Genomic DNA, 19,230 nt, shown 5'->3' on the forward strand with positions numbered 1-19,230 from the left:
CTCCCTCCCCTGCTTGCAGGGGAGGGTTGGGGTGGGGTCGCCCTTCGCTCAAAGATCAAAAGCTGAATCCCCTCCCAACCTCCCCCTGCGACCGAAGGGAGTCCCTCCTTCGGGGCAAGCAGGGGGAGGAGCAAATCGAAATGCATCAGCCACCTCGAATTCGTAAAGCTACGCTTGCGATAACCTGCACGGCGGTGCACGTTATCGGGCGATACCCTGATGAGGATGGAACCCCAGCGCATGCGCCGATCGCGACGCCGCCTATGCCTGTTGCCGCTGCTGCTGATCCCGGCATGGGCCCATGCCGGCGTGCAGCTGGTCGTGGATGGCGTGGAGGATCCACTCAAGGCAGCCGTTGTCGCCGGCGTCGATCTCTCGCAATACGCCAATCGCGATGCCAGCGAGGCGCAAGTGCGTCGGCTCTACGCAAATGCCGAGGCACAGGTGAGGACCTCGCTGGAACCCTACGGTTACTACGACGCCAGTGTCACCGGCAAACTTGAACAAGTCGGCAAGGACTGGCACGTCTCCCTGCATGTGGTGACCGGACAACCCGTAATGGTGACTTCGGTCGATATCGAGCTGGATAAATCGGCCTCGGACCTGAAGCCTGTCCGTCAGGCACGCCGCGCCGTCGAACAACTCAACGGCCAACAGCTCGACGACGGCGCCTACGATCGTGCACGCGATACGCTGAGTGGCGCGCTGACTGCCAATGGCTTTCTCGATGCGAGGCTGCTCGTGCACCGCGTCGAAGTGCACAGCGCCCAGCACACGGCGACGATTCATCTGGCATGGGAGCTTGGCCGGCGCTACCACTTCGGTCAGGTGCATTTCGAGGGTTCCCAGTTCCGCGAAGGCTTTCTGAAGCGCTATATACCGTTCAAGCCCGGCGACTATTTCGACCAGGCGAAATTGTTGCTCTTGCAGCAGGCGTTGAATGGCGCCGATTACTTTTCGATCGTGAACGTCATGCCTGACGTCGACAACGCCAGCAACGGCACGGTCGATGTCAACGTACAGCTGGCACCGGCCAAACGCACCATCTACACCGGCGGCCTCTTTCTCGGCACCGATACCGGTTATGGCGTACGCGGCGGCATTGAAATGCGCTGGATCAACCGGCGTGGGCACAAATGGAAAAATGAAATCGTCGTCGCGCAAAGGTTGAAGACGGTATCTACGGTCTACTCCATCCCTCTACCCGGCGACAACCAGCGCAGTTTCAACTACGGCGCCAGCTATCGCGATTCGGATACCGACACATCCCAATCGCGTACCTTCGAACTGACCGCCAACGAAACGGCGCTGTGGCATAACTGGGTGCGCACCGTGGGTCTGCATGCCATATCCGGCACGTTCGATGTGGGTAAACGCCCGGATGAGCCGGAAAGTACGCCCGGTGTCGCACATGGCGCCAGCACGCTGGTGTATGCCGAGGGCTCGCTCACGCGCAAACAGGCGGACAATTTCAATTTCGTGCAACGCGGCTGGTCGCTCAGCTTCAACGCGCGCACAACGCTGGACGACCTGATCTCCAGCGCCAGCTTCAGCCAGCTGACCGCAGACGCAAAGTGGATCCGCGGATTCGCCGGAAATAACCGGCTAATCCTGCGCGCCAGCATCGGCCACATCTGGACCGATGATTTTTCCGCGCTGCCACCACAACTGCGCTTCTTCGCGGGTGGCGACAACTCCGTCCGTGGCTACAGTTACCAGTCGATCGGACCGGAAAATGCCTATGGCCGCGTCATCGGCGGCAACAACCTGATCGTCGCCAGCAGCGAGGTCGAGCACTACTTCACCCAACAATGGGGCATGGCCGTCTTCGTGGATGCCGGCAACGCGTTCGACGGGACCACCTTTACCCCGCGCATCGGCACCGGTCTGGGCGTACGCTGGCGTTCGCCGGTTGGCCTGGTACGCGTCGACGTCGGTACGCCGGTCAACGACTCGCAACGCCATGGTCTGGAGCTGCACCTGGTGATCGGGCCCGATCTGTGAGGGAGCTGACATGACTACCACTCCCGAGACTGTCTCTCGCCCACGTTATCGGTGGTTGCGCTGGTTGGGTGCCGCCATCGTAGTCGTCCTGGTCTTGCTCGCAGCCAGCATCTACTGGCTGCTTTGCAGTGCTTCCGGGCTCCGCTTTGCACTGGCGCGCGCCGAAGGTCTGACTCATGGAGCACTGCAAATACGGCAAGCACAAGGTCGGTTGATCGGTCCGCTCGAAGTTGCCGGCCTGCACTACGACGATGGTCAGGGCACCGTGGTGAACATCAGCAGAGCACAGCTGGATCTGAGCCCGTGGGCCTTGCTGCACAAACAGCTGCACGTACTGAGACTGGATGTGGAACGGGCCGATGTGGCCCTGCCCAAGCCTTCGCCTGAAGAAACATCGAACTCCGGCTTCTCGTTGAAGCCACCCATAGCGCTGGTACTGGATCAGGTGCATGTCGGCCCAACGACAATCACTCAAGACGGTCAAATGCTCTTCGCCTCTACCCGTCTCGATCTGGCTGGCCATTGGACCGATGTCGGAGTCGCCGTGAACCGACTCGCCCTCGATGCAGCCGAAGGTCACGTCAGCCTCGACGGGCAGATCGGCATCGGTAAAGACTATCGCGGCAAGGGCCATGCCGCAGCCACATGGAAAATCGGCGACAACGTCTATGCCGGCACGCTCGCGGTGCAAAGCGATGGACGGCTGGCCAACATCGAGCTCACCCTGGCGCAACCTGTCGTCGCCCATCTGTACCTCGACATGGATCAGCGCAACGACTTTGCCTGGACCGGGAAACTCGATGTCTCGCCCTTCAACCCTGCACCACTCATCGGTGCCAGTGCACTTGAAAATGTGGCGCTGGATGTACACGGCAGCGGCGACCGTCGAAGTGGCGCTTTGAACGGTTCGATTGATCTCAACGCCTACCACCTCTTGCTGCAACCGTTGCAGGCGCGCTTCGACGATGATTTAAAAACGCTGACGCTGCAACAACTGTCCGTGGCTTCGCCACAAATCAAGGGGAGCGTGAATGCATCAGGCACGATCCAGCTGGATGCAAGGCCGATCAGCGCTGATCTGGGCATTGCATGGAAGGATCTCGAACTGCCCGCCGACCTGGTGGGCCAGGAGCTGGACAGTCACGGCAACCTGACTGTCAAAGGCAGCGCGAAGCAGTATCACGCCGAAGGCGATGTCGACATCGGCCCCCCGCGGAAACTGGCGAAACTCGCGTTGAACCTGGATGGAACGCCGCAACAGATCCTTCTGCACACGCTGAAGCTGCAGCAACCCCAGGGTGATCTCGATGCCAGCGGCACACTCATTCTGCAACCGCAGCTGGCATGGCAGTTCCAGGCAGTCACCCATCAATTCGATCCCGGCCAGTTGCTGTTTGGATGGCAGGGCTCCTTGAACACTGACTTTTCGACCAAGGGCATCCTGGCCAGTAGCGGACCGGATGTCACACTCGAACTGCGCAAACTCGAAGGCCAGTGGCTGCGTCGCGCAGTGCACGGCAACGGTCAGCTTCATCTTTCGCCGAATCGCGTTGTCGACGGTACCCTCAATCTGGCCTCCGGCGGCAGCAGCGTGCAGCTCAAGGCAAAACCCGGTGACAGCAACAATGCGGATGTCACGCTGGCAATTGCCACGTTGAATGATTTCCTGCCCGAGACCCAAGGGGCTCTGAGTGGCAAATTCAATATTCGCGGCAAGCTGCCGAGACTTGCCGTGGATGGAACCCTGCAAGGTCAATCGATCGTCTGGCAATCGCAGAAGATCGGCGAGTTGCATCTGCAGGCCAGCATCCCGGATATCAGTGCACCCGGTGGAAAACTCGATCTCGTCGCAACCGGCGTCGACGTGGATGGCCTTGTTTTTCGGGACGTGCACCTGAACGGGTCTGGCAATGCGGCACAACATCATTTGTCATTGACGCTGCAAGGACAACCGTTGTCAGCGGATCTCGCGCTCAACGGATCTCTCAAGGGCTCTGCCTGGAACGGCACGCTCTCGACTCTCACGCTGGACGTGCAAGGCTTACCGCGCTGGCACCTGCAGCAACCCTCGCGGCTTAGCTGGAACAACGGCGTCGCGAACCTCAGCGAACTTTGCCTCACCGCCGGCGAACCCCTGCTTTGCGTGAGCGGGTTGCGCGACAAAGCCGGCAGCCTCAACGCAAACTATCGTCTGCATGCGGTTCCGCTGGCGCTGGTCATGAGCGCCGTCGCAACATCGGACCTGCCCTTGCGTGCCGACGGCATCCTGGAGGGCAACGGCAAATTGCAGCGCAGTGCAACGGGCAGCCTCAACGGCAACGCCTCGATCACCTCATCGAGCGGCAGCGTCACCTACCTGGATCAGCCGGACCAGCCGATGCTGACCTATGGCAACCTCGCCCTGACAGCAGACCTGAGTCCCCTGAGCCAACGAATGGCCGTCCACGCCAATCTAAACGGCAGCGGTCGTCTCGATGGGCAACTCGGCATCAACGGTGCGCAACAGTTATTGGATGGCCAGATCAACCTGCATCTTGATAGCCTCGCCTTTGTCGAGTTGCTGACACCCCGCGTGGCGAAAGTAAAAGGTCAGCTCGATGGAAACTTCCGCCTGGGCGGCACGCTCGTTCAACCGGCAGTGACCGGACAGGCCGGAGTGGAGAACTTTGCCGCTGAAGTGCCGGACCTCGGACTCAAGCTTGCGCAAGGTCGTCTCATCATCGGCGCGAGCGGCGCCCAGCAACTGCGAATCACTGGCAACGTGCAATCCGGAAAAGGTTCACTCGCCATCAACGGCATAGCCGATTTGAACAAGGGCGCACAAAGCACCCTCACCCTCAAGGGTCAGAACTTCACTGTGGTGGATATCCCCGCGGCCAAGGTCGTGGCGTCACCGGACATTCTCATTCGCCGTGACGCACAAGCCATCAATGCCACGGGCTCCGTGCTACTCGACAGCGCCGACGTCAATGTGGACAAGATGACAGGCGGCGACGTTGGAAAAGCCTCGCCCGATGTGGTGGTAGTCGATCGTCCGCAGCCGGTCGCGGGTAGATCCATTCTCCCGATAACCGCATCGGTGAAGGTCGATCTCGGCTCACATACCCATCTCGTCGGCAAGGGTTTGGATGGCTATCTCACGGGCGTACTCACGGTCGACGAAAGACCGGGCCGTTACACGACCGGTCAGGGGCAGGTCAGCGTGGCCGGCACTTACAAAGCCTATGGCAACGATTTGAACATCGAACAGGGTCAACTCCTGTTCGCCAGCACCCCTATCGAAAACCCGGGCCTGAGCATTCGCGCCGAACGTAAACTCAATCCCAACGCCACCGTCGACGATGGCCAGCGTGTCGGCCTGCAGATTACGGGTACCGCCGAGCGCCCTGTGCTGAATGTCTTCTCCAATCCCCCGATGGAACAATCCGACGCATTGGCTTACCTGGTCACCGGCAAGCCACTTTCACAGGCAAAAGGTGGCGAGGGCAATATGGTCGGTGCCGCCGCGCAGGCATTGGGCTCGGCAGCTGGCAACCGGCTGGCGAAAAGTATCGGCACGAAAATCGGCATGGACGATGTAGGCGTTGCCAGCAGCGATGCGCTGGGCGGCAACTCCGCATTCACAGTCGGTAAATATCTCTCGCCACGGCTTTACCTGAGCTATGGCGTCGGCTTGTTCCAGTCCGGTCAGGTAGTCACCCTGCGCTATCGATTTACCAAGCGCTGGAACTTTGAGGCAGAGAATGCCACCGACTTCAGCCGCGCCAGCCTGAATTACCGATACGAGAAATAAGCTCTCCTGTCCCGTTGAATCACGACGCGGAGCTCAAGCCGGTACTGACGTCACAGGCATGTGAATACTCGTCGGCATCGACAGCCGCCATTCAACTTGCGTCGCCATACTGCGTGAAAACTGAATTCGATCGGAGGGATTGGATCGGTTATCTCATCGTCACTCGAGTCGAACTGCAGTGTGATCCCAAAATCATCGCAGGCCATGGCTCGAATGCTCAACAGCAGGGAGATTGTTCCGATGTACAGCAAGTCATGGATACGAAAGGCGACCGGCGCGCTGTTCTGCGCCAGTGCGGTAGCTTTGGTCGGCTGCAACAATAGCCAGCCACCGGCATCCGGAACACCAGCCACTTCGGCAACGGCCCCCATGCCGGCATCCAGCGCGCCCGCACCCGCCGGCTCCGCTGCGCAGGCAGCTGCACCCTACACGCCGCCCACAGCAGATCAGCTCTATCAACTGGTAGCACCGATCGCCCTGTTCCCGGACAACCTGGTGGCGCAGGTGCTGGCCGGCGCGACCTATCCCGACCAGATCACCGCCGCAGACAGCCTTCTCGCGCAGAGTCCCAATCTGAAAGGCGTGCCGTTGCAGACCGCGATTGCGCCGCAGCCATGGGATCCCAGCGTGAAGGGACTCACCGCGTTTCCCTCGGTACTGAGTCAGATGGCACAAAATATCCAATGGACGACCTCGCTCGGCGAGGCGTACGTCAACGACCCCACCGATGTGATGAATGCCATCCAGGTGATGCGCCAGCGCGCGGCCAAGCACGGCAATCTGCGCGACTCGGCGCAGCAACGTGTCGTGACCCAGCCGGTGACCGCCGTGGACACCACGGCCTACACCGACAATGGTGACAATGGTGAGCCTCCCGTCTACAACGGCCCCAGTGTCGTGCAGGAACCGGATCAGGCGATCCAGATCATGCCCGCAGATCCGGATACCGTTTACGTGCCCAGCTACAACCCGCAAACCGTCTACGGCGAGGAGGTTCCGGTCTATCCCGGTTACGCCTATGTGCAGCCGGCCGGCTATTCCACCGGCGACCTGATTGCGGTGGGCGCCGTCACTTTCGGAGCAGCCATTCTGGTGGGCAGCCTGTTCAATCACCATGACCACTACAACAACGGCCCGGCCTATGGCTGGAACAACTGGGGCATGCACTGGGGCCCTGGACACGGTAACGGCGGCGGATGGCAGCGACCGGCCGTGGTGTACAACAACTCGACCTACGTGTCGCGTTCAACCACCGTGGTCAATCGTTACACCACCAACAACTACAACAACCGCACGGTCAACAACAACATCGTGCGCAACCCGGCTGTCGCGAACCGCAACAACTTCAACAACCCCGGCAATCCAGGTAACCCTGGCAACCGCAACTTCAACAATCCCGGCAACGCCGCCGCCAACCGTGCTGTGGTCAATACACCCCAGGCCATGCGGAGCCGGCCGGGTGAGGCGCCTGCGTCGCGGCCGATGAGCGTGCCGACTTTCGGCACACCGGTACGCGGCGCTGAGCCAGTGCGCAATGGGCAGGCCGGTGCCAGGCCAGGGCGTCCAGCTCCGACGCAAGGAGCGGCGCAGCCGACCGTGCCGACCCGAGGTGCAGAGCTGCCGCGCAGCGGTTCAGCAGCGGGGACTACCCGCGACCAGGTACGGACGCCGGGGCAGGCGAATCCATCCACTGGCCGCCGCCCAACAGCTCAGTCGCCAGTGACTCCGCAGCCCACGAACCGGGCCGCACAACAAGGTATGACGCGACCGTCCGCACCCAACAACTTCAACAGGCCACAACCGGAGCGGACGCCACCAGCGTCAAGGCCCGCTGCCCAGACGCAGGAGACGCCACGGCCGGCGGCCACGCGTCCGCAACCTGCGCAACGCCCACAAGCGACACAAGAGCGTCCACAACCGGCTCAGCAGCGGCCGCAGCCTGTGCAGCAGCGGCCACAGCCCGAGCAGCAGCGACCCCAGCCTGTGCAGCAACGTCCACAGCCTGAGCAGCAACGGCCGCAGCCTGCGCAGCAGCGACCCCAGCCCGCGCAACCTCGTCCGCAAGCTGAGCAACGCCCGCAGCCTGCAGCACAACAGCGCCCGGAGCCGGCACGCGCACCGGCAAGACCGGAGAAGAAAAACGACAAGGACAACGGGCACTGAGGCAATGATCTTCACCGCGGGCTCTGCGGCTTCATGCAGGCCCAGAACGCCATCGGCGAACTGATCCTATGTAGAGAAAGGGCCGCACCCTCCCGGGTGCGGCCCTTTCTTTGGCACGTATCGCCTGATGCAGGTTTGAGACGTTGGGCTTGGGACATTCGAACGACGCCACAGCATGGCGACGATTCGAAAGCACTTACCTCAACGTCTCCACGAGCCTGGGTAATGCCGAGGCTGGCGATTGGCTCAGGCGATTCCCAACCCCTCGATCCCGGTGATCGCCTGCCCGTCAAAGCCAGCCAGCTCGGCAAAGTGCCGGCCGCGCTCGGCGTAGTCGCGGAACTGGTCGAAGCTGGGCGCGCCCGGTGACAGCAGTACGCAGCCGCCCTGCGGGGTAAGTCTGCGGGCGAGTGCGACGGCGGCATCGAGCCCGTCGACCAGGGCGATCTCGCTAGCCACTTCCACCTCCTGCAACGCAGCGGCGATGCGTGGACCGTTGGCACCGCTGCAGACGATCGCCCACGGTGGATGTTCCGCCACGGCCTCGACGAAATCGGACCAGTCCAGCCCGCGATCGTGACCGCCGACCAGCACCGTCACCTGGCGCCCCGGCAGACTTTCCAGCGCAGCCAGCGTGGCCTGCGGCATGGTGCTGATCGAATCGTTGATCCACTGGCGTCCGTCATGTTCACCAAGAGACTGCAACCGATGCGGCAGCGGGCGGAAACTTGCCAGCGCAGGCGCAGCCGCCAGCGCGTCCATCCCTACAGCGGCCAGTGCAGCCAGTGCGGCGCAGGCGTTGAGTGCGTTGTGCAGACCCGGCGCAGCGAGTTGCTCGATCGGAAACACCTCGCGCGTACCGCGCTTGATGAACCCGTCGGCCACATGCCAGCCTGCCGGCTGGCCAAATGGCAGGCGGTGCGGATGATCCTCGGTGTGCTCAAGCAAGGCCGGCTGTAGTGCATTGACCAGCAGCTGTTGTGCGACCTGGGCCAGTTTCAATTTGTCGCTGACATAGCGCTCGCGCGAGCCGTGCCAGTCCAGGTGCTCCTCATACAGGCTGGTGATCACGCCGAGTTCCAGCGAGCCAGCCTCGCTGGTCTGAAAGCTGGACAGCTCGATCACCCAAAGTTCGGCCGACTGATCCAGCAGTTCCAACAGCGGCAGGCCGATATTGCCGGCAAGCGCGGTACGCACACCCAACGCGCGCGCCAAATGAGCGATCAACGCGCTGGTGGTGCTCTTGCCCTTGGTGCCGGTGACGGCGATTACCTGGGCCTGCGTGCCGCTGCCGAGCCCGTGCTCACCGAACCACAGCGCGGTACCCGAAGTGAAGCGCGTGCCCTGCTTCGCCGCCGCCATCAGCGCCGGCTTGTACGCCGAGATGCCAGGCGACTTGATGACGACATCGAATGCAGTCAGTGCGGCTACATCGGGCTCTTCACCACGCACGTCGAGCGTGGCATCGAACGCATGCGCGGCTGCCGTCTCGGCGGCGCTGCAGAACAGCGTCAACGACTGTTGCGGCAATCGCTGGCGCAACGCCGTGATGGCGGCCCGGCCTTCGCGGCCGAATCCCCAGATCGCAACACGCTGGCCAGCCAGCGTGGCAATATGCGGCGATGAGGCCGAGGCATGCATCAGCCGATCGCTGCCAATGCGGGCTGCAAGCGTGTCGGAATGCGATGCTCGCTGGATGGTGTCAGCCACGGTTCGAGTGCCAGTTGCGCAGCATCGAGCTGCGGCAGGATCTCGCTGCGGAAACGCGAGACCAGCGCATCTTCCTGCCACTCCGACCGCTGGCTCAGCGTGTACATGGCAGCGCGTGCTTCGGCGCCCTCGCCCACGCATTCGAACGGCTTGTGGTCCTGGTATTCCAGCAACGCATCGAAACCGCCCGCCTGCGTCTCGTCGTCCAGCAAGTTGCGACCGAAAATTGCCAGCAACCGGGGCTTGGGCAAGAACGGCGCCAGCGCGAGAAACACGAAATGGCATTTTGGACACTGCCCGCACCAGCGATCGGCCGGTTTCGGACCAAGCAACTTGAAGTTGCGGTTGCAGCTGGAGAAGGTATCGAAGTACGGAGTGAGCTTCGCGAAAGCGCGGGTGATCGCCAGCTCCGAGTACGGGCGCAACAGCGAGCAATAATCGAGATCGGCTGCCACGTGACCGTGCAACCAGTCACCGAGCATCGCTTCGAACGCGTAGCCCTTGCTCCACTGATGGTTCACTTGCTGGCCTTCGTACTCCAGCGTGGCAGCCGACGCAGAACGCTCGTTGGCGAACGCGATGGAATCGTAGCCATACAGGATTGCCGCCACGGCGAGGATTGCCGAATTGACGGCGGTTACCGGGATATGGCCGTTCCACGCACCCAGCCGGTTCAATTCGAACAGGCCGGGCGCCAGTTCGCGCTGGATATTCAGCGTGGGCAACCCAGTGCGTCCGGCACACGCAGCGATCAGCGGCGAGTTGCCGACCCATACTGCCGTCGCCTCACCGCCAATCGACTTGATTGCCTCGACCGCGACCAGCGAATCCTTGCCACCGCCGATCGGCACCAGCGTACGTTGGGGCAAACCAAGTACCGGTGCCACCGGCTGTGTTGCAGCACCACGGGGGAACGCGATATGTCCTCGCAGGTCCAGCCCGTTGCGATAGGCGAACTCGGCCAGTCCATGCAGGTACAGCGCATCGAGCAGATCGGCAGTGCTGTCGTCCAGCGGCCCATCGGCCACGTCGATCTTCGGTGGCACGCCAGCCTTGTAGTAGCTGACGCCGGCGATCAGGTGCAGCAGGCGCAAAGCTGCATCGAACGCCGCTACGCGCGTGGCCGGAACAGCCGGCGCATGTGGGAAGCGAATTCGCTCGATCAGTTCCTCACCGCCATCAAACGCATACACCAGCTCGGCCACACCGTCGGCGTAGCTTGTGCGCAAAAATCGGAATACTTGGGTCAGGCGTGGTTGGATCACTTCATTCACTCTCATCAGTCACCGCGCATTTACCCCCTCTCCCCCGCGGGGAGAGGGCTGGGGTGAGGGGTGCTTGCCAAGGCCTCCATCACCACCTCAAGCACACTTTCGCTATTTACCAGTACGTCATTGTCCCAGAAACGCAGGACACGGTAGCCCATGGCTTGCCACTGATGCGTGGGTCGCTCGTCGTACTCGACCTGCTCCGCATGCTGACCACCATCCAGCTCCACGATCAGCAGCGCCTCCGTGCAGACGAAATCAACGATGTATCGATCGATCTCATGCTGGCGGCGGAATTTAAACCCTGACAATTGACGATTGCGCAAATGGCGCCACAGCGCTTGCTCCGCATCCGTCATGGTTTGGCGCAGTCCACGCGCCCGATCTACGTTGAGACGTTTCATCCGTGAACGTCCTTGATTATGGGTTACCGCAAGAGTGGCCCCTCACCTCAATCCTCTCCCCGATGGGGAGAGGAAGAAGAGCTAGTCGATGACGACCTCGTCGGCTTCGTCGCGCAGGTTGTAATGAGAGGACATGACCTTGCCGTAGGCGCCGGCCTGCGCGATCAGCATCACATCACCTTCGGTTGCTTCGGGCAGGCGGCGGTCGGTGCCGAGCACGTCGCCACTCTCGCAGATCGGACCGACGATCTGGAACAGCGCCGTAGCCGGTTCATCCAGTCGGGTCAGGTTGACGATTTCATGCCAGGCATCGTACAGCGCCGGGCGGATCAGGCTGTTCATGCCGGTGTCGATGCCCAGATAGCGCAGCTGCGCCTTGCCTTTCTGCTGGGTTACTCGTGCCAGCAATACACCGGCGTCGGCGACCAGATAGCGGCCCGGCTCCATCCACAGCTGGTACTGCGGATAAGCGGATTTGACCTCGCTCAGCAAGCGATCGAGCGCTTCGATGTCCAGCCGCGCTTCGCCTGGATGGGCCGGGACGCCGAGGCCACCACCGATATTGAGGAAGGCCACGCTGCCGATGCGCTCGGCAAGACTCGCCAGTTGCGCGTACACCTCGCCCCAGTGAGCCACATCAAGCACGCCTGACCCCAGGTGTGCGTGCAGGCCGCGCACCGTCACGTCGTGCCTTTCGGCCAGCTGCAGGAACACAGCAAGCTGGTCCAGCGGCAAACCGAACTTGCTACCGCTGCCGCCGGTGCGAACTTTTTCGTGATGGCCCAGGCCGCGGCCCAGATCAACCCGCAGCACGATCTCCCTGCCGCGGAACAATTCGCCCCAATGCTCGAGCGGATACAGCGCATCCAGCGTAATGGTGGCGCGGGTATCCAAGGCGAAAACGTAGTCGGCACGCGCGGCGAAGTTCGGTGTGAACAGCAGCGGCGTGGACTCCGGCACGATCGCGCTGACCGCTTTCAACTCACCGGGCGAAACGCACTCGAACGCGAAGCCTTCGGCCGCGAGTGCGCGCAGGATTGCCGGATGAGTGTTCGCCTTCACTGCGTAGTGCAGGCGATCGACCGCCGCCAGCGCCTTCAACTCGCGCGCCTGATGGCGCACCGTCGGCAGGTGATAAACGTAGCGCGGCGTGGCTTCGGCGGCCAGTTCAAGCAAGCGTTGCCGCTGCGATTCGCGCCACCACGCGGCGGCAATGTCGGGCGCTTCGCCGCTGCCATACAGTGTCTGCCAACTGGGGCCGAACAACGCACTGTCGTCGGTACGAAGTGCGCCGGCGGCAATCAGCAGATCGTGCAGATGCGGCAGCAGGTCGTCTACCACGCTCTCGTCGACGACAAAGGTGAGGTTGAGGTTGTTCGACGACTGCGAAATCAGATGTACGCGCAGCTGGCCAAACTCGGCCAGCACACCGGACAACGTATGCAGCAGCGAACGCATGCCGCGACCCACCAGGGTGATCGCCGCACACGGTGCAATGACTTTGACGCGGCACACCTTGGCCAGGTCGGTGGCCAGTGCGGCGATCGCATCGGAGTCGAGCAGGTTTTCGGTGGGGTCGAGCGACACCGTGACATTGGTCTCGGCCGAGCCGATCAGATCCACCGACAGACCGTGCTGCTTGAATTGTGCAAACACATCGGCGAGGAAGCCGACCTGCTGCCACATGCCCACCGATTCCATCGATACCAGGGTGATGCCCTTGCGCGCACTGATCGCCTTGACGCTGGGTGCGTGCTCGCGCACCTCCGGACCGATCACCGTGCCCTCGAGTTCCGGCCGGTTGGTGTCCTTGATCAGCAACGGCACGCGCGGCTCGCGCAGCGGCGACAGGCAACGCGGATGCAGAACCTTGGCGCCGGTGGAGGCGATTTCCTGCGCCTCCTCATAGTCCAGCCGTTGCAGCAGGCGTGCGCCCGGCACCTGGCGTGGATTGGCAGTGAACATGCCGGCCACGTCGGTCCAGATCTCCACCCGCTGTGCCTTCAGCAGCGCGCCGAAATACGAGGCCGAAGTGTCCGAGCCACCGCGCCCAAGCAGCACCGTGCGACCTTGCGATTCGCGAGCGATAAAGCCCTGCGTGATGAATACCTCACCCTGCGCTGCCAGCCGCGCGGCGAGCACCGGGTCCGGTCGCGAATCCACCATTGAAGACAGTAGCCGCGTGCGCTCGTTCTGGTTCGGCAAGGCGATCGCCGCGAGACAGTCCCGCGCATCAAGCCATTGCGTGGGCAGGCCGCTATGACTGAGAAAAGCCGCACCGAGCGCGCTGGACATCAGCTCGCCGTGCGCCTGCACCTGCGCCTGCCAAGCCAGTTCGCCCAGGGCAGCCGCGCCTTCGTCAGCCAGCGCGGCCAGATCGTGCAGCCGCGCACCCAGCGTATCCGGCAGCGCCAGCTGCATGTGCTCGAGCAACTCATAGTGCCGCTGCGCGATCGCCTGAGCCGCTTCGTTGCGTTTGCCCCGGTCGCCCTGCGTACACAATTGTTTGAGCGCATCGGTGACGCCGGTGAGCGCGGAAACGACTACCAGCACGCGCGCACCTTCGGCGCGGCGACTGGCAACCAGCTCACGGATATTCTGCCAGCGGGGAAGCGTGGCGACACTGGTGCCGCCGAACTTCATCACGATCCAGGGGGCGTCTGCGGCTAACGGCGGGGCGTTCGAGGTCACAAGCGTCTTATCAGCAGTTGGGAAAATATTTCGCCAGTGTTGCGCCGCAGCAGTCTGATTGCAATGGCGCGCGAATGAATGGCGTTTGGACGTCTGTTTGATGGCTGGATCGTGGCAAGCACCGGATCCGTGCGAGCAAGCGTGCAGGGCCACGAGAGGAGGACGCCGCCTTTGCCCCCTCTCCCCGGCGGGGAGAGGGCTGGAGTGAGGGGGACACTCTTGCGGGAACTCGCGTGCAGTGCGTTGCTTCGATCAGCACACCCGCGAGCACCCGCCCCTCACCTCAGTCCTCTCCCCAAAGGGGAGAGGAGACGAACGTGTGCTCTGTGCGCACAGAGTTATTGGATAACTACGGGGATCTTGCCTATCCGTGCCTGCCATTCTTTCGGGCCCGTCTGGTGCACCGACGTACCGAGTGAATCGACCGCCACGGTCACCGGCATGTCCTGCACGGTGAACTCGTAGATCGCTTCCATGCCCAGATCAGCAAAGCCGACCACGCGCGAGGCCTTGATCGCCTTGGAGACCAAATACGCGGCGCCACCGACGGCCATCAGGTACACCGACTGATGTTTCTTTATCGCTTCAATCGCCGCAGGCCCGCGTTCCGCCTTGCCGACCATGCCGAGCAAACCGGTCTGCGCCAGCACCTGCTCGGTGAACTTGTCCATGCGGGTCGCCGTGGTGGGGCCAGCCGGTCCGACTACTTCATCGCGCACAGGATCGACTGGACCGACGTAATAGATAAAGCGACCGTTGAAGTCGACCGGCAGCGGCTCGCCCTTGTTGAGCATCTCGACCATGCGCTTGTGTGCCGCATCGCGACCGGTGAGCAGTTTGCCATTGAGCAGAAGTACCTCACCTGGCTTCCAGCTGGCGACGTCTTCGCGCGTCAGGGCATCAAGATTCACGCGACGGCCTTTGGAGCTGTCGTAGGTAAGCTGCGGCCAGTCCTTCAGCGATGGAGGATCGAGCATCACCGGGCCGGAGCCGTCCAGCGTGAAGTGCGCGTGGCGCGTGGCCGCGCAATTCGGGATCAACGCCACCGGCAAGTTCGCTGCGTGAGTCGGGTAATCCTTCACCTTGATGTCAAGCACGGTGGTGAGGCCTCCCAGTCCTTGCGCGCCGATGCCCAGCGCGTTGACCTTCTCGTACAGCTCGATGCGCAATTCCTCCGCGCGATTGCTCGGGCCGCGGGCGATCAGATCCTGGATGTCGATCGGTTCCATCAGCGCCTCTTTCGCCAGCAGCATCGCCTTCTCGGCAGTGCCGCCGATGCCGATGCCGAGCATGCCCGGCGGACACCAGCCGGCGCCCATCGTCGGCACGGTCTTGAGCACCCAGTCGACGATGGAGTCCGACGGGTTGAGCATCACGAATTTCGATTTCGCTTCCGAGCCGCCGCCCTTCGCCGCAACGATCACATCCACGGCGTCGCCCGGCACGATCGAGACGTTGATCACCGCTGGCGTGTTGTCTTTCGTATTAGTGCGTTTGCCGGCCGGATCGGCCAACACACTGGCGCGCAACTTGTTGTCCGGATCGTTGTAAGCACGACGCACGCCTTCGTTGACCATGTCCTCCAGCGACAGCGTGGCGTCCCAGCGCACGTTCATACCCACCTTGAGAAACACGGTAACGATGCCGGTGTCCTGGCACAGCGGGCGATGACCTTCGGCGGCCATCCGCGAATTGATCAGGATCTGCGCGATAGCGTCCTTCGCAGCGGGCGATTCCTCGCGCTCATAGGCAGCAGCGAGATTCGTGATGTAGTCGACCGGGTGGTAGTAGCTGATGTACTGCAGCGCGTCGGCGACGGACTGGATCAGGTCGTCTTGCTTGATGGTGGTCATGGATAGGCTTCGGGGATGGGGAGGTGCTGGAACAGCTATTCACAATGCGCAAGCCCTCTATTGTGCCGCAACTGGGCCTGGCCTCAAAAAACGGCCGCGCAGGGTGGTCGTTGCTTTGAGGCAGAAATGATCATTCAAGGGAATGATCATCCGATAGCCATATTCGGCAAAAACCGGGACGGGCCCACCTGCCGGAGCCATACACATCGACAACCCTGAATTCGATGGCGGCAGTTTTCGCAAGTCGGCCAGGCTGAAGCATTTCGTGAAATCGTAACCCCCAACCACATCTACGCAAAAACATGCGCACCAGATAATAGTCGCAAGAACTTGCCCCTTACGACGCGTTCGGCCCGGAATCATCCGGGCGGGCTGACCGTCACATGGCCTGACGCGAAGATGAAGATAAGGCTCATGGGAAGCACACGGATCGCATACCGCAATCTGGTACCCGACCCCAAGCAAGTCAAACAAATGCGATCTGATCAGCTTTTCGCCTGGGTGGGGCGCCCGTCGGCCGTCGGGTCGAACGTGCCATTCCCTCTATGTCGACCTGCCTCAGGTACTGGACGACATACACAGATCGGGAGCACGATCCCTCTCTGCCTCGCAGCTCAGCCAGGCAGTAGTGGGGTTCAATAGCTTCATCACACGCTGGAACCAAGCAGCCAGCTGGCGGCACGTTGGTGTCGACGGCATGGAACCAGCGGGCACGTCGTGGAGTTTGCGGCGGTCCGAAGCTGTTGATCCGTCTTTATCGAATCCCTACCGGCTATCACGGCAGTCCATGGAGGTGACCACGACACGTAACCGCGACAACCGTCGAAAGACGTAACAGGGGGCCTCGCTTTTTCATCTCGAATCATTGGGAGCCAGGTCATGACAAACAAGCATCCGTTGATCTATGTATCGATTGCCGCAGCACTCGCAACGCTGCCCGCAGCGTTACTGGCTCAAGCGGCAACGTCGCAACAATCTGCCACGGCAGATCTCAACACTGCGGAAACGCCACGCGTCACGCAAACCGTCGACAACAAAGTCGTGTCGACCATTGCCAGCAGCCACCTGAAGTTCGTCAGTTCGGCGAAGCCCACGGGCAGCGTTGCCGACTCGATGCCGATGAATCACATGCAGCTCATCCTCCAGCGCAGCGCATTGCGTACATCCGCACTGGAATCGCTGATCGCTGCGCAGCACGACCCTGCCTCGCCCAAGTTCCACCAATGGCTCACACCTGCTGAATTTGGCGCAACCTTTGGAGTTGCCGATGCCGATATCGCCGCCGCGAAGTCGTGGCTGATTTCGCAGGGCTTTACCGTCCATGGTGTGTACCCGAACAAGACTCAGATCGACTTCAGCGGTACGGCAGGCCAGGTTCGCCAGGCCTTCCACACGCAGGAAAATCATTACACCTTCAACAAAGCCAACCACATCGCCAATGCGAGCGACATCAGCGTCCCCTCGGCGTTGCGCAGCGTCGTGGTAGGCGTGGCGGGCCTCAACGATTTCCGGCCACAGCCGTTGCACGTGCCCCCGCAGGTGGGACAGTTCGACGCGTCCAAGCACAACTTCAAGCTGAAGCAAACGGCGGCAGCGTCCAAGACCAGTTCCACGTCCAATGCCAATGCCAGTTCCAACTCCGCCGCCAACCCGATGGCGCTGGCCTTTACCAACGGTGCGCGCGGCTTCGTGCCGTACGACATGAATGTGATCTACAACACTACCGCGCTGTACACCAGCGGCCTGACCGGTACGGGCATCAACATTGCGGTGGTTGAAGACCAGGACATGGATACCGATGACTGGCCCAACTTCGTTAGTCAGTTCAACCTGGGCGGTTACGGTGGCACGTTCACCCAATTTCAGCCTCAGTTGACGCCGAGCACGGGCAACTGCTCGGATCCGGGTGGTAACGATCCGTTCGGGGAAAGTATCGAGACGGTGCTGGATGCAGAGTGGTCCACGGCCATGGCACCAGGCGCCAATATCTGGGTCGCCACCTGCAGTGATTCCGACACCACGAACTTCTTCGGTGGCGTCTTCATGGCGGCAGACAACCTGATCAACGGCAACTCGAGGCCGAACGTCATCAGCGCAAGCTATGGCTTCGGCGAGGGCTTTACCGACACCGCCAGCAAGACCGCGATCGACCTGATGTGGGCACAGGCGGATGCGGAAGGCATCTCGGTTTTCATTTCAACCGGCGATTCCGGCTCCAACCCGAGCTTCAATGGCTCCGTCATCGAGAACTACGGCATTGACGCCAACTCGTTTGCCACGTCGCCCCATGACACAGCCGTCGGCGGATCCGACACTGCCGACATTCTTGACGGGACCACCAAGAAGTACTTCAGCAACACTCCCAACTCGGTGTATGGCACGGCACTGTCCTACGTGCCGGAACTCACCTGGAACACGTCCTGCGGAAACACGCTGGCGGCCAAGCAACTGGTCAACCAAACAGCACTCAAATTCTGCAAGAACGCGCTCATCTACGACCCGTTCGGCTTTTACGTAACCTCTGAAAGCGGCAGCGGCGGTCCGTCCGCGGTCGATGCGAAACCCGCCTGGCAACGACAGGTTCATGGTGCAGCGAAAGACCAGTCGCGTGACTTGCCGGATGTCTCGCTGTTCGGCGGCTCCTATGGCGGGTATTCATGGGTGATCCTGTGCACCGGCGCTTATCCATGTGCACCTGGTTTCACTACTCCGGTGGTACTGGAGGCCGGCACATCGCTGTCCTCGCCAATGTTCGCCGGCATCCAGGCGCTGATCGACCAGGGCTTGTCAGGTTCTGGCCTGTCGCCGAACCAGGGCAACGCCGCACCGACGCTGTATGCGCTTGCAGCCCAGGAATTCGGTGGAGCAGGCGGTGGCGCGCCCTCCACGCTGTCGACCTGCAACGCCGACAACGGCACCAAGGGAACTGCCAAGTGCGTCTTCCACAACATCACCAGCGGTGGCAACTCCACTCAATGCATACAGATCCAGGCATTCGGTGATGTCACTCCGGATTGTTACTTCTACGGAACGATCGCGAACTACGAGGAGTTCTTTGGCGCCACCCTGGTGGGACTGACTTCGACCAGTACGTCGAAGTACAACGACAACACCGCGGCGTTTGCTGCACAGCCAGGCTGGAGCTTTGCCAACGGCCTGGGTTCGGTCAATGCCAACAACCTGCTTGCAGCATGGAAGAAGTTTGTCCACGTCCACTGAAGGATTGATCCACGCAGCATGATGGATTGAATAGCCGGAACCATCCCCTTGGCGGGAGCCGCCTGCCAAGGGGATGCATGGGCGACACACTGTTCTTGGCACGCTAAGTGCAGAGTGGCAGGCGC

The 19,230-nt window shown here is 61.8% G+C and carries 10 protein-coding genes; 4 read left to right on the plus strand and 6 right to left on the minus strand.

Going from position 1 to position 19,230, the window contains the following annotated elements:
• Positions 1–240: 240 nt before the first annotated feature.
• Entirely contained in the window at positions 241–2,004 is a 1,764-nt protein-coding gene (locus HDE77_RS03285; protein WP_184415734.1) for an autotransporter assembly complex family protein, read from the plus strand.
• A gap of 10 nt (positions 2,005–2,014) precedes the next feature.
• On the plus strand, positions 2,015–5,797 hold the full coding sequence (locus HDE77_RS03290) for a translocation/assembly module TamB domain-containing protein (RefSeq protein WP_184415735.1): 3,783 nt from the start codon (positions 2,015–2,017) through the stop codon (positions 5,795–5,797).
• Between the two features lie 50 nt (positions 5,798–5,847).
• Here the strand turns inward: HDE77_RS03290 and HDE77_RS03295 are convergent, their stop codons facing one another.
• A complete protein-coding gene (locus HDE77_RS03295) occupies positions 5,848–6,168 on the minus strand; it encodes a hypothetical protein (protein ID WP_184415736.1) in 321 nt (106 codons plus the stop codon).
• On the opposite strand from HDE77_RS03295, the gene HDE77_RS03300 reads away from it, so the two are divergent.
• Entirely contained in the window at positions 6,167–7,960 is a 1,794-nt protein-coding gene (locus tag HDE77_RS03300) for a DUF3300 domain-containing protein (RefSeq protein ID WP_184415737.1), read from the plus strand. The two genes, HDE77_RS03295 and HDE77_RS03300, sit on opposite strands and share 2 nt — an antisense overlap.
• Positions 7,961–8,206: 246 nt before the next feature.
• Here HDE77_RS03300 and murD read toward each other — a convergent pair whose 3' ends face one another.
• The 5 genes from murD to HDE77_RS03325 form a co-directional block, all read right to left on the minus strand.
• Positions 8,207–9,601, minus strand: coding sequence for a UDP-N-acetylmuramoyl-L-alanine--D-glutamate ligase (gene murD, locus HDE77_RS03305; RefSeq protein WP_184416012.1), 1,395 nt, complete (start codon positions 9,599–9,601; stop codon positions 8,207–8,209).
• Positions 9,601–10,950: a UDP-N-acetyl-alpha-D-muramoyl-L-alanyl-L-glutamate epimerase gene (murL, locus tag HDE77_RS03310; protein WP_184415738.1), complete on the minus strand. Its 1,350-nt coding sequence runs from the start codon at positions 10,948–10,950 to the stop codon at positions 9,601–9,603. Before murL ends, murD begins: the two co-directional genes overlap by 1 nt.
• Before the next feature lie 14 nt (positions 10,951–10,964).
• The gene (locus HDE77_RS03315) at positions 10,965–11,342 is read right to left on the minus strand and encodes an endonuclease domain-containing protein (RefSeq protein ID WP_184415739.1); all 378 of its coding nucleotides are present in this window, start codon (positions 11,340–11,342) and stop codon (positions 10,965–10,967) included.
• Between the two features lie 81 nt (positions 11,343–11,423).
• Positions 11,424–14,033 (minus strand): bifunctional aspartate kinase/diaminopimelate decarboxylase, encoded by a 2,610-nt coding sequence (locus HDE77_RS03320; protein ID WP_343206054.1) that lies wholly within the window; start codon positions 14,031–14,033, stop codon positions 11,424–11,426.
• Between the two features lie 338 nt (positions 14,034–14,371).
• Positions 14,372–15,886 (minus strand): fumarate hydratase, encoded by a 1,515-nt coding sequence (locus HDE77_RS03325; RefSeq protein ID WP_184415741.1) that lies wholly within the window; start codon positions 15,884–15,886, stop codon positions 14,372–14,374.
• A gap of 879 nt (positions 15,887–16,765) precedes the next feature.
• On the opposite strand from HDE77_RS03325, the gene HDE77_RS03330 reads away from it, so the two are divergent.
• Complete coding sequence (locus tag HDE77_RS03330; RefSeq protein ID WP_184415742.1) at positions 16,766–19,105, plus strand: protease pro-enzyme activation domain-containing protein; 2,340 nt, start codon at positions 16,766–16,768, stop codon at positions 19,103–19,105.
• Positions 19,106–19,230: the final 125 nt, after the last annotated feature.

The sequence above is a fragment of the Rhodanobacter sp. MP7CTX1 genome, from assembly GCF_014205795.1.
Lineage (GTDB): Bacteria > Pseudomonadota > Gammaproteobacteria > Xanthomonadales > Rhodanobacteraceae > Rhodanobacter.